Below are 10,354 nucleotides of genomic sequence, written 5' to 3'. Positions count from 1 at the left end.
CACCGAACACCATAAAAACGCGGCGCCGCGCGTCGATTTCGGCGGCCTGCCGGGGGTTTTGGCCCACGCTCGCGCCCGGGCGCCCCAGGCCGCGGGCGTGGTGCGCGTATGGGCCCGCCGGGGCGCGATGCTGCGGCTTGTCGGTGAGCGGCGTTGACGGATGCTGGATCAGGCGGCGCACATCGTCCTCGCCGACCTCGACGCCGGTGTCGTAGCGTTCGATCAGGGCGCGGATCACCGCGGCCGCCTTATGGCGATTGCGCGTATCGCCGGAAATTTTTAGGCCATTGCCCGGCGTTTCGACCAGAACCGAAAAGGCGCTTTCAATCAGGGCCAGATAGCGCTGCGCCGGACCGGATACGGCCAGAACGGCGTCGGTCGAAAGGTCGATAAAGTCGTCCTTCGCCGCCATCAGATCAGCGCGCCTTGCAGGCTGTTCGGGCCGACCGCCTCAATGCGCACCGGCACAATCTGGCCCAGCAGATGCGCGGCGTTCTCGACGAAGACCGATTGCAGATAGGGCGAACGGCCGATGGCCTGACCGTCGCGGCGGCCCGGCTTTTCAAACAGGACGTCGAGCGTCTTGCCGACCAGAGCCGATTTGAAATCGTGCTGCTGCTCAAGGATCAGGCTTTGCAGCGCCTGTAAACGCGCATCCATCACTTCGTCGCTGACCTGACCCGGCATGGCGGCGGCGGGCGTGCCGGGACGCGGCGAATATTTGAACGAGAAGGACGCCGCGTATCTGACCTGACGGATCAGGTCCATCGTGTCCTCGAAATCCTTATCCGTCTCGCCGGGGAAGCCGACGATAAAGTCGCCGCTTAAGGCCAGATCCGGTCGCGCCTCACGGATATTTGCGATCAGGTCGATATAGCTTTGCCGCCCGTGCTTGCGGTTCATGGCGCGCAAAATCTTGTCCGAGCCCGACTGCACCGGCAGGTGCAGATAGGGCATGACGGCGGGCAGATCGCGGTGCGCCTCGATCAGATCATCGCCCATATCGTTCGGGTGCGAGGTGGTGTAGCGCAGCCGGTCAATGCCCGGAATCTCGGCCAGGGCATACATCAGCTTCGCCAGAGTCGAGTCCGCGCCCGAAGCGTCCGCGCCATTATAGGCGTTGACGTTCTGGCCCAGCAGGGTCAGTTCGCGCACCCCCTTGTCGGCCAGACGGCGCGCCTCGTCGAGAATAGCCGCTACGGGGCGCGACCATTCGGCGCCGCGCGTATAGGGCACGACGCAGAAGGTGCAGAACTTGTCGCAGCCTTCTTGGACCGTCAGAAAAGCGGTCGGCCCCGACACTTCGCGCTCATTCGGCAGGGCGTCGAACTTGGCGTCGGGCGCGAAGTCGGCGGCCAGACGCTCGCCCTTGGCGCGCGTGGTGCGCGCAATCAGTTCGGGCAACTGATGATAGGCCTGCGGGCCGACGACAAGATCGACCGCAGGGGCGCGATTCATGATCTCCTGCCCCTCGGCCTGCGCCACGCAGCCGGCGACGGCGATGGTCATGCGGCCTTCGCCCGCCGCGATCTTTTCTTCGCGCAGCTCCTTCAACCGCCCGATCTCGGAATAGACCTTCTCGGCGGCCTTTTCGCGGATATGGCAGGTGTTGAGCAGCACCAGATCCGCGCCTTCGGGCCGGTCGGAAACCTCGTAACCGAGCGGACGCAACAGGTCGAGCATCCGTTCGCTGTCATAGACATTCATCTGACAGCCGTAGGTCTTGATGTGCAGCTTTTTCAGGTCGGGCCCGATTTCAGGCTTAGATGGACTGTGCGCGTTCATTAGCGCCTTATGATCTTTGCGCGCGCAAGATTCAAGTTTTTGATTCGCAGTCTCAGGCCGCCATAACGGCTTGAGTCAGAACGTCCCGCGTCGGCGCGTCATTCATGCGGTCATCACGCGCATCGTCCGTATTGAGCGCGTCCATCTCACGCTTGACCTGTTCCGAAGCCGCCGCCACTTCGCCGAAGGTCTGGCTGATATTGGCCAGGCCATCATTGATGTCGCGCACGGCGACCACGGCGCCCTGCATATTGTGCGTGATTTCCGAGGTGACGGCGTTCTGCTGCTCCATCGCGCTGGCCACCGCCGAGACATTGTCCAGCACATGCGTCATCGAACCGGAAATCAGACTGAGCGCATCGACCACCTCGGCTGTCACCGCCTGCATAGTGGAGATTTCCGAAGCGATGGTCTGGGTCGAGCGCGCCGCCTGATTGGCCAGCGACTTGACCTCGGACGCCACCACCGCAAAGCCCTTGCCTGCCTCGCCCGCCCGCGCCGATTCGATGGTGGCGTTGAGCGCCAGCAGATTGATCTGACCGGCGATATCCTGAATCAGGGTCACGACATTGCTCATGGAGGCGGCGGAAGCGTTCAGGCCGCCCGCCGAGGCGTTGGCGGTCTCGGTGTGACGGAAGACGCCCTCGACGCTGCCGCGCGCGCTCGTCATGTTTTCGGCGATCTCACGCACGCTTTGGGACAATTCCTCAGCGGCGGCGGCGACCGAATTGATGATGGCGCCGGTTTCGTTTGAGGCGCTGGAGGCGATCACCGTCTTTTCCCGCGCTGCGCCGATCTGATTGACGACATCGCCAAAGCTGGCGGTTGCGCGCTCGCAGCTCTGCCGTTTGCGCACCATCCGGGTGACGTCGCTGGCGAACTTCACCACCTTGATGACCGCGCCGTCGTCGTCGAGGATCGGACTATAGATCGCCTGTATCCAGATTTCGCGCCCGCCCTTGCCGATGCGGCGGAACTCGCCCGACTGGAATTCGCCGCGCCCCAGCCGCGCCCAGAAGTCGCGATAGGCGTCTGAAGCGGCGTAGGCCGGGTCGCAGAACAGGCGGTGATGGCGCCCACGGACCTCATCAAGATCGTAGCCGAGCGCGCTGAGGAAATTGACGTTGGCGGTGAGAATCTCGCCGGTCGGGGTGAATTCGATCACGGCCTGCGAGCGATCGATGGCGTCGATCTTGCCGCGCGCGTCCTGTTCGCGCCGTTTCTGCTCGGTGATGTCGCTGGCGAATTTGACGACCTTGACCACCTTGCCGGATCGGTCGCGGATCGGATTGTAGCTGGCCTGCAGCCAGATGACGCGCCCGCCCTTGCCGAAGCGTTTGAAGACATCGCTGCGAAAACGGCCCGCCGCCAGATCACGCCAGAAGTCGCGATAGGCGTCGGAGGCGGCGTAGGCCGGATCGCAGAACAGGCTGTGGTGGCGGCCTTTGATTTCGTCGAGCCTGTAGCCGACGCAGGTGAGAAAATTCTCATTGGCGGTCAGAATATCGCCGGTCGGCGAAAACTCGATCACAGCCTGCGACGCATTCAAAGCCGTAATCACGGCCTTGTCCGCATCGTTCGAACGCAAGAACACCATACGCACACCCTCCTGAAGACAGATCGGATGCGGCCCCGCCTCCGATGGACAACCCCCTTGTCTTCACGTTCAGCGACTATGCGGCGTGATATCTTAAAAAGTCATTTATCATAAGTTGTGAAAATATATGATAAATTATCAAGGTTGTATTTTACCGACTGGTCGTATCGGCGGCGTGGCGTTGCACAGATCGAGCGCGCCTGCGGGACGCACGAAGAAGCCGCCGGAACGATTGGCGCGCGCCTTGACCCAGGCGTCATAGGTCGGCTGATCGCTGTCCAGCACCTGAAAGGCCGGGCGCTGACCGGCGGGCAGGTCGCTGGCCATGCGCGCCGAGACGATCTTCACGCGCTGGGAGTCGTCCTTGTAAAAGCCAAGTTCCTCCGTCCCGCGCGGGCGGGCGCTGAGCGCCTCCATGCCGGAAACGATGCGCCCGACCACGGCCAGATTACGGTCGAGATGACGCGGCGCATGGCCGATAATCGTATAGAGCTGCGTGCCGTCGCCGGTGTCGGGCGGCACGTCGCGCGCGACGCCGATCATGCCGTAGCAATGGACCAGCCAGTCGTCGCGGCCGTCGCTGGCCACCGGCCAGGATTGCATGAAGCCGACTTTTTTCGCGTAGGCGTCGCGCCAGGGCAGGCGGTAGAAATGCAGCCCTTCGGCCTTCAGCGTCTTGGCGGGCGTCTCGTACTCGGCAGGCGGGCGCGCGACAATGCCGACGGGTTTGGTCATATCCTCGTCAGGGCGGCCCCATTGCGTGACGTAATTGTCCTGCACGCGCAGGAGGGAGGCGCCGTCGAAATAGCCGGAGCGCACCAGTTGGCGGATATTGGCGACATGCACCGGCGCGAATTGCGGCGCCAGTTGATAGACGACCTGCGCGCCGTCGGCCAGGGTCATCACCACCAGATCGTCCGCCGGAATCTGCGCCCAGGCGGAGGCGGGCGCGGCGTCCAGCACCTCCTGCGGCGACGGCTTGCCGGGAGAACCCTGCTGCGTGACCGGCGCAGCGCCCATCAGGCCGAAAGCCACAATACCCGCCGCTAAGGTCCGCACAACAGTCATCATAGTCTCCATCGTTTCGATGGAGACTAATCAGGCTGTGCGGAACCGCAAGCGATTTTAGACCGTTTACGCCTTCAACCCGGCGATCACCAGCTTGAGCTGGGTCAGCATGTTGCGCTCCAGCGTGGCGGCGTCGAAACCGCCCGCCTCGCCAGCCTTATGGAAGGCGCGGCGCATATTGGCGAAGCACAGGTCTTCCAGCACTTCCGAAGCGTCGTGCAGCGGGGCGTCCTTGGGCAGTTCGCCGCGCGCCTGCGCCTTGGTCAGTGTGTCGAACAGGGCGTCGCGCACATCGTCGCTGAGACGCGCGACCTCGTTGAGCGCGGTCTGGTCGGCGCTCCACTTCATCACGAAGGCCGACAGGATCAGGCGGGCATTGGCCTCGCTGACCGCATAGCCCTGCATAAGCTGGCGGTGCAGGCGCTCGACCAGCGGCAGGCTCTCATCATAGGAGTCGCGCATGGCGGCCAGGACGCGCTGGTGCTCGGCCTCGACAACGGTCAGGAAGATTTCGGTCTTGTCAGTGAAGTTGGCGAACAGGGCGCCGGTGGACAGGCCCGCCGCGCTGGCGATATCGCGCAAGGTCGCCGCTTCGAAACCGCGCTCGCGGAACATCTGCGTGGCCGAGTCGAGAATTTTCAGGCGGTTGCGCTCTTTTGAACGGGCGCGGGCTCCTGATGACACGGGCGACTCCTGGGCGGGGGATACAGTACTGGGATCGAACATGGTTACGCTCACACAAAAAAGTTGACCCAAGCGTAAGCTTGGTCCCCCGGTGTCCGTTACTTAGTACGGCGGGGCCTGCAATTCAACAAAGCTCTGTGACATTTTTGCGTTGCAGCGGGGGCGGTTTACCGCAGCGCGGTATAGAAATAGTTAGCATCAGGCCCTGCGAACGCTCGACAGCGATGATAAAAAGGCGGAAACTCATAACTATGAGCCTCGTTCTTTTCATTCTGGCGCTGATCGCCATGCTGGCCGTCGTGGTCACATTGTTCGCGGGTTTGTTCTCGCTGGCGCGCGGCGGCGAGTTTCGCGCCCACTGGTCGAACCGGCTGATGCGGATGCGCGTGCTGTTTCAGGCCATCGCCATTGCGTTGATCATCGCGACGGTCTGGGCGTTTCATAACGGCCACTGATGGTCAAACTCAATAAAATCTATACCCGCACCGGCGACGGCGGCGAGACGGGTCTGGCCGATGGCTCGCGCCGCCGCAAGGACGATGCGCGCCTCTACGCCATCGGTGCGGTCGATGAGGCCAATGCGGCGCTGGGGCTTGCCCGTCTCTATGCTGAAGACGATCTCGACGCCCTGCTGGCGCGCGTGCAGAACGCCCTGTTCGACCTCGGCGCCGATCTGGCCACGCCCGGAGAGCCCGAAGGCTGGACGCCTTTGCGCGTGCGCGCCGATCAGGTGACGGGGCTGGAGACGGCGCTTGACGCCTATAATGAGGCGCTTGAGCCGCTCGATTCCTTTATCCTGCCGGCGGGCGGCGCTTTGGCTACGCATCTGCATATGGCGCGGACCCTTGTGCGCCGCGCCGAACGCGATGCGGCGGCTCTGGCGGCGCGCGAAGCCGTCAATCCCGAAGCCCTGCGCTATCTGAACCGCCTGTCTGACCTTTTGTTCGTGCTGGCGCGCCACGCCAATAACGACGGACGCGGTGACGTCAAATGGGTTCCGGGGCTTTAGCCTTTGGGGCTTTAGTTTTTCGGAATCCCCAGCAACTGGATATGGAAGACCAGCGCCGAATTGGGCGGAATTTCACCCATGTCGCGCTCGCCATAGCCCTGCGCCGACGGCACATAGAGCATGATCTCGTCGCCGACATGCATCTGCGGGATCGCCTCCTGCCAGGCCGGAATCAGGCGGCCCAGCGGGAAGGTCGCCGGTTCGTGGCGCGCATAGGACGAGTCGAACACGTCGCCATTGATCAGCTTGCCCTCGTAATTGATCGTCACCGTGTCATCGACCGTCGGCTGCGGGCCTGGATTCGGCGCGCGCGAGATCAGCTTATACATTACGCCGTCGGGCAGCTTGACCATGCCCGGCTGTTTGGCGACGTCGGCCAGATAGGCCTCGCCCGCCTTGAGATTGGCGCTGGCGGCGGCGTCCATCGACGCCTGATAGGCCTCCATGGCGTCGGCGTTTTTGTCGGCGGCCTGGCCGCAGCCGACGAGGGCCAGAACCAGAATAAGGCTCGATGCTTTCATACCCATATCTACTCCCCTGTTAATCCATCCGCAGCGCATAGCCGGTGCTCCTCAAGGCTTCGGAAATGTCGAGCGCGTGGCGCGGCCCCTGCGTCTCGACCATGATGTCGAACTCCGCGCCCTTGGCGGGCACGTCCAGAACGAGGCGGTTGTGCGCCACGTCGATAATATTGCCGCCGCGGCTGGCGATGATGTCGGCCATCTGCGACAGCATGCCGGGGCGGTCATCGCCCCAGATGCGATAGGTGACCAGCCGCTTGTCGCGCACCAGCTCGCGTTGCAGCACGCTGGTCAAAAGGCGGATGTCGATATTGCCGCCGCACAGGATCAGGCCGATCTTCTGGTCTTTGAACCGGTCGGGATAGCGGATCACCGCCGCCAGACCCGCCGCGCCCGCGCCTTCGGCCAGGGTCTTTTCGACATTGGCGTAGGCGGCGATACCGCGCTCGAAATCGGCTTCGTCCAGCACCAGAATGTCGTCGATCAAAGGGTTGGCCAGGGCAAAGCTCAGATCCCCGACCGTACGCACGGCGATGCCTTCGGCGATGGTGGCGCCGCCGACCGGATCGGGCAGGCCCTGCCGTCGCGCCAGAAAGGACGGGAACATGGCCGCCTCGACGCCGATGATGCGGATCGACGGCTTGATCGTCTTGGCGGCGATGGCGACGCCCGCGATCAGCCCACCGCCGCCGATAGGCACGATCAGCGTATCGAGATCGGGCGCCTGCTCCAGCATTTCGACGCCGATCGTGCCCTGACCGGCGATCACCGCCGCGTCGTTGAACGGATGGACATAGACCCCGCCCTTGTCGGCGCAGAGCGTTTGCGCGGCGGCGGAGGCGTCGTCATAGGACTTGCCCGCGATCACCACCTGCGCGCCAAAGCTTTGCGTGCGCTCGATTTTTACGAAGGGCGTGCCTTCGGGCATGACGATGGTGCTGGGGACGCCCAGCCGCGTGGCGTGGTAGGCCAGGCCTTGCGCATGATTGCCCGCCGAGGCCGCGAACACGCCGCGCCTGCGCTCGTCCTCGCTTAGCAGCAGCAGCTTGTTGAGCGCGCCGCGTTCCTTGAAGGCCGAGGTGTATTGCCGGTTTTCCGCCTTCATCCAGAGCTGCGCGCCGAAGGCGTCGCTGAGGCGGCGCGAAAACGGCATTGAGGTGCGCACGATCTGCCCGTCGATGCGCCCGGCGGCGGCTTCGATATCGGCAAAGGTGACAGTGGCTGTGGCGGTCATGAGGCGGTTTTTCGAGTATGGGCTGTCGTCTTAGCAGAGCCGTTTCGCGGGGGCTTGCGAAAAATGTTCTTCAGCGCGGAGCATTCGATTACAAATGAAACGAAAATACCCAATATGAGTCTGCGTGTCCGAAAATGCCTGAATTTGTCGGCATTATTGCGGGGGGAGCTTGAGAAAAATTGTATTTTTATCGCGTTGGATTTAGAATTTATGGGTGTAAATGCTGAAATATTGCCAAATATGACCCAAAAATTTTTCTCCCCACCCACCCACGGCTTTGTCCGCGTCGCCGCTGTCACCCCGCCCGTGCATATCGGCGACCCTGGCGCCAATCTGCGCGAACATATCGAATTGGCGCAGCGCAGCCATGACGCCGGCGCCGACCTTGTGCTGTTCCCGGAACTGAGCCTGACCGGCTATGCGCTCGACGACCTGTTCTTACAGGATGCGCTTTTGTCCGCCGCGAAGACGGCGCTGCAAGCGCTGATCGTCGCGTCGCAGGATATGCGCCCGGTTCTGGTCTGCGGCGTTCCGCTCCTTATTGAAGGCGCGGTCTATAATTGCGCCGCCGTCATCAGCCGTGGCCGCTGCCTTGGCGTGGTGCCGAAAATCTTTCTGCCCAATTATCGCGAATTCTACGAAAAGCGCTGGTTCGCCTCCGGCGCGGACCTTCAGCCTACCACGCTTTTGCTCGACGGTGATTATGTGCGCGTTGGCGGTCTGCAAATCTTTCAGGCCGGGGGTTTTGACGACTTCACCTTCGCGGTGGAAATCTGCGAGGATATGTGGTCGGCCGATACGCCTTCGACGCAAACCGCTTTGGAAGGCGCGCATATCCTTGTGAACCTGTCGGCCTCGCCGGTCACGGTCGGCAAGTCGCGCACGCGCAAGCGCATCTGCGCCGCCACCTCGGAGCGGCTGATGTGCGCCTACGCCTTCAGCGCCTCCGGTCCCGGCGAATCGACCACGGACCTCGCCTGGGACGGACAGTCGCTGATCTATGAGATGGGCGGTCTGCTGGCCGAAGGCGAGCGCTTCCTGTCGGGAACCGTCACCCTGGCCGATGTCGATGTCGGCCGCATTAAGCTGGAGCGGTTGCGCACCCCGACCTTCCGCGATGCGCGCCGTAAGCTCAGGACGGATGTGCGCTCTGTCATCGCCTTCGACTGGACGCCGCATGGTCTTACGGATTTCCACCGCCAGGTCGAGCGCTTTCCCTATGTGCCGAACGATCCGGCAAGGCTCGACGAAGACTGCTATGAGGCGTTCAACATTCAGGTCCACGGCCTGATGCAGCGCCTTTCGGCGACAAAAACCCAGGATGTGGTGATCGGCGTGTCGGGCGGTCTGGATTCGACTCACGCCCTGATCGTGGCGTGCAAGGCGTTCGACCGGCTGGGCCTGCCGCGTGAACGCATCCACGGCTACACCATGCCCGGTTTCGGCACGACGGTCGGGACGCGCAATGACGCGCTGAAACTGATGAAGGCGCTGGGCGTTACCGGCGAAACGCTCGATATCCGTCCGGCGGCGAAACGCATGCTGATGGATATCGGCCATCCGTTTTCGCGCGGCGAGCGCGTCTATGACGTCAATTTCGAGAATGTGCAGGCGGGCCTGCGCACCGACTTCCTGTTCCGGCTGGCGGGCGAGAAAAAGGGCTTTGTCGTCGGCACGGGCGACCTGTCCGAGTTGGCGCTCGGCTGGTCCACCTATGGGGTCGGCGATCATATGAGCCATTACAATGTCAATGGCGGCGCGCCCAAGACCCTGATTCAACACCTGATCCGCTGGGCGGCGAAAACCGAGTTCGACGCCAGAACGGCGCGCATTCTCACCTCGGTGGTCAGCCGCGACATCTCGCCGGAGCTGGTGCCGGTCGAGAACGGCGTGGCGCAGAAGACCGAAGACAAGGTCGGTCCGTATGAATTGCAGGATTTCAACCTCTACTATCTGACGCGCTTCGGCATGGCGCCGTCGAAGATCGCCTTCCTCAGCCATCAGGCGTGGCGCGATAAGTACGACCTGGCCACGATCCGCAAATGGCTGGAGGTGTTTTTGTGGCGCTTCTTCACCGTGTCGCAGTTCAAGCGTTCCGCCGTCCCCAACGGGCCGAAGCTTCTGACCGGCGGCGCGCTCTCGCCGCGCGGCGACTGGCGCATGCCGTCGGACGCCAACGCCAATATCTGGCTTGCGGAACTGCGCGCCAACACGCCCGAAGCTTAGGTCCGATCGACATTCAACGGCCATGCGGCTTCCCGCGCCTTCTCCCCTATTGGCGGGAAAGGACATCCACAGATTACGCAGATCAGAAGGATTAAGGGATTTAACCACAGAAACGGAGTTCGGCGCAGCCAAAGCACGGATGATGGCCTTCGGCCATCTGCACGGACAAGGAAAGGCGCAGGACTTTCCGCGCCCTCATCTCTTGTCCGTGTACGCCGCGAAAGCGGCGG

The 10,354-nt window shown here is 62.9% G+C and carries 9 protein-coding genes and 1 pseudogene; 3 read left to right on the top strand and 7 right to left on the bottom strand.

Annotation, left to right across the window (positions count from 1 at the left end):
* The 5 genes and pseudogenes from ACTHLA_RS10650 to ACTHLA_RS10630 all read right to left on the bottom strand — a co-directional run.
* Positions 1 to 412, bottom strand: a pseudogene (locus tag ACTHLA_RS10650) (PhoH family protein); the annotation flags it as partial.
* Entirely contained in the window at positions 412 to 1,785 is a 1,374-nt protein-coding gene (gene miaB / locus ACTHLA_RS10645) for a tRNA (N6-isopentenyl adenosine(37)-C2)-methylthiotransferase MiaB (RefSeq protein WP_440188576.1), read from the bottom strand. The pseudogene ACTHLA_RS10650 and the gene miaB, both read right to left, overlap by 1 nt.
* Before the next feature lie 52 nt (positions 1,786 to 1,837).
* Positions 1,838 to 3,382 carry a methyl-accepting chemotaxis protein gene (locus tag ACTHLA_RS10640; protein ID WP_440188574.1) on the bottom strand — a complete coding sequence of 515 codons (1,545 nt, stop codon included), beginning with the start codon at positions 3,380 to 3,382 and terminating at the stop codon, positions 1,838 to 1,840.
* A gap of 138 nt (positions 3,383 to 3,520) precedes the next feature.
* Positions 3,521 to 4,453 carry a peptidylprolyl isomerase gene (locus ACTHLA_RS10635; RefSeq protein ID WP_440188572.1) on the bottom strand — a complete coding sequence of 311 codons (933 nt, stop codon included), beginning with the start codon at positions 4,451 to 4,453 and terminating at the stop codon, positions 3,521 to 3,523.
* A gap of 63 nt (positions 4,454 to 4,516) precedes the next feature.
* Entirely contained in the window at positions 4,517 to 5,134 is a 618-nt protein-coding gene (locus ACTHLA_RS10630; protein WP_440188570.1) for a TetR/AcrR family transcriptional regulator, read from the bottom strand.
* A 251-nt stretch (positions 5,135 to 5,385) separates the two neighbouring features.
* Between ACTHLA_RS10630 and ACTHLA_RS10625 the strand changes: the two genes are divergently transcribed.
* Together ACTHLA_RS10625 and ACTHLA_RS10620 are read left to right on the top strand one after the other, a co-directional pair.
* Positions 5,386 to 5,589, top strand: a complete 204-nt coding sequence (locus ACTHLA_RS10625) for a twin transmembrane helix small protein (protein WP_440188568.1) — start codon at positions 5,386 to 5,388, stop codon at positions 5,587 to 5,589.
* Positions 5,589 to 6,143 carry a cob(I)yrinic acid a,c-diamide adenosyltransferase gene (locus ACTHLA_RS10620; RefSeq protein ID WP_440188565.1) on the top strand — a complete coding sequence of 185 codons (555 nt, stop codon included), beginning with the start codon at positions 5,589 to 5,591 and terminating at the stop codon, positions 6,141 to 6,143. The genes ACTHLA_RS10625 and ACTHLA_RS10620 overlap by 1 nt, the downstream gene beginning before the upstream one ends.
* Positions 6,144 to 6,154: 11 nt before the next feature.
* Here ACTHLA_RS10620 and ACTHLA_RS10615 read toward each other — a convergent pair whose 3' ends face one another.
* Positions 6,155 to 6,670 carry an FKBP-type peptidyl-prolyl cis-trans isomerase gene (locus ACTHLA_RS10615; protein WP_440188562.1) on the bottom strand — a complete coding sequence of 172 codons (516 nt, stop codon included), beginning with the start codon at positions 6,668 to 6,670 and terminating at the stop codon, positions 6,155 to 6,157.
* Positions 6,671 to 6,683: 13 nt separating this feature from the next.
* Positions 6,684 to 7,898, bottom strand: coding sequence for a threonine ammonia-lyase (locus tag ACTHLA_RS10610; protein WP_440188559.1), 1,215 nt, complete (start codon positions 7,896 to 7,898; stop codon positions 6,684 to 6,686).
* A gap of 240 nt (positions 7,899 to 8,138) precedes the next feature.
* On the opposite strand from ACTHLA_RS10610, the gene ACTHLA_RS10605 reads away from it, so the two are divergent.
* A complete protein-coding gene (locus tag ACTHLA_RS10605) occupies positions 8,139 to 10,124 on the top strand; it encodes an NAD(+) synthase (protein ID WP_440188556.1) in 1,986 nt (661 codons plus the stop codon).
* Positions 10,125 to 10,354 lie beyond the last annotated feature (230 nt).

Origin of the sequence: Asticcacaulis sp., from assembly GCF_051956075.1 — a bacterium.
GTDB lineage: Bacteria > Pseudomonadota > Alphaproteobacteria > Caulobacterales > Caulobacteraceae > Asticcacaulis.
Note: the sequence above shows the minus strand (reverse complement) of the source record. Positions and strands in the feature narration are given on the sequence as shown.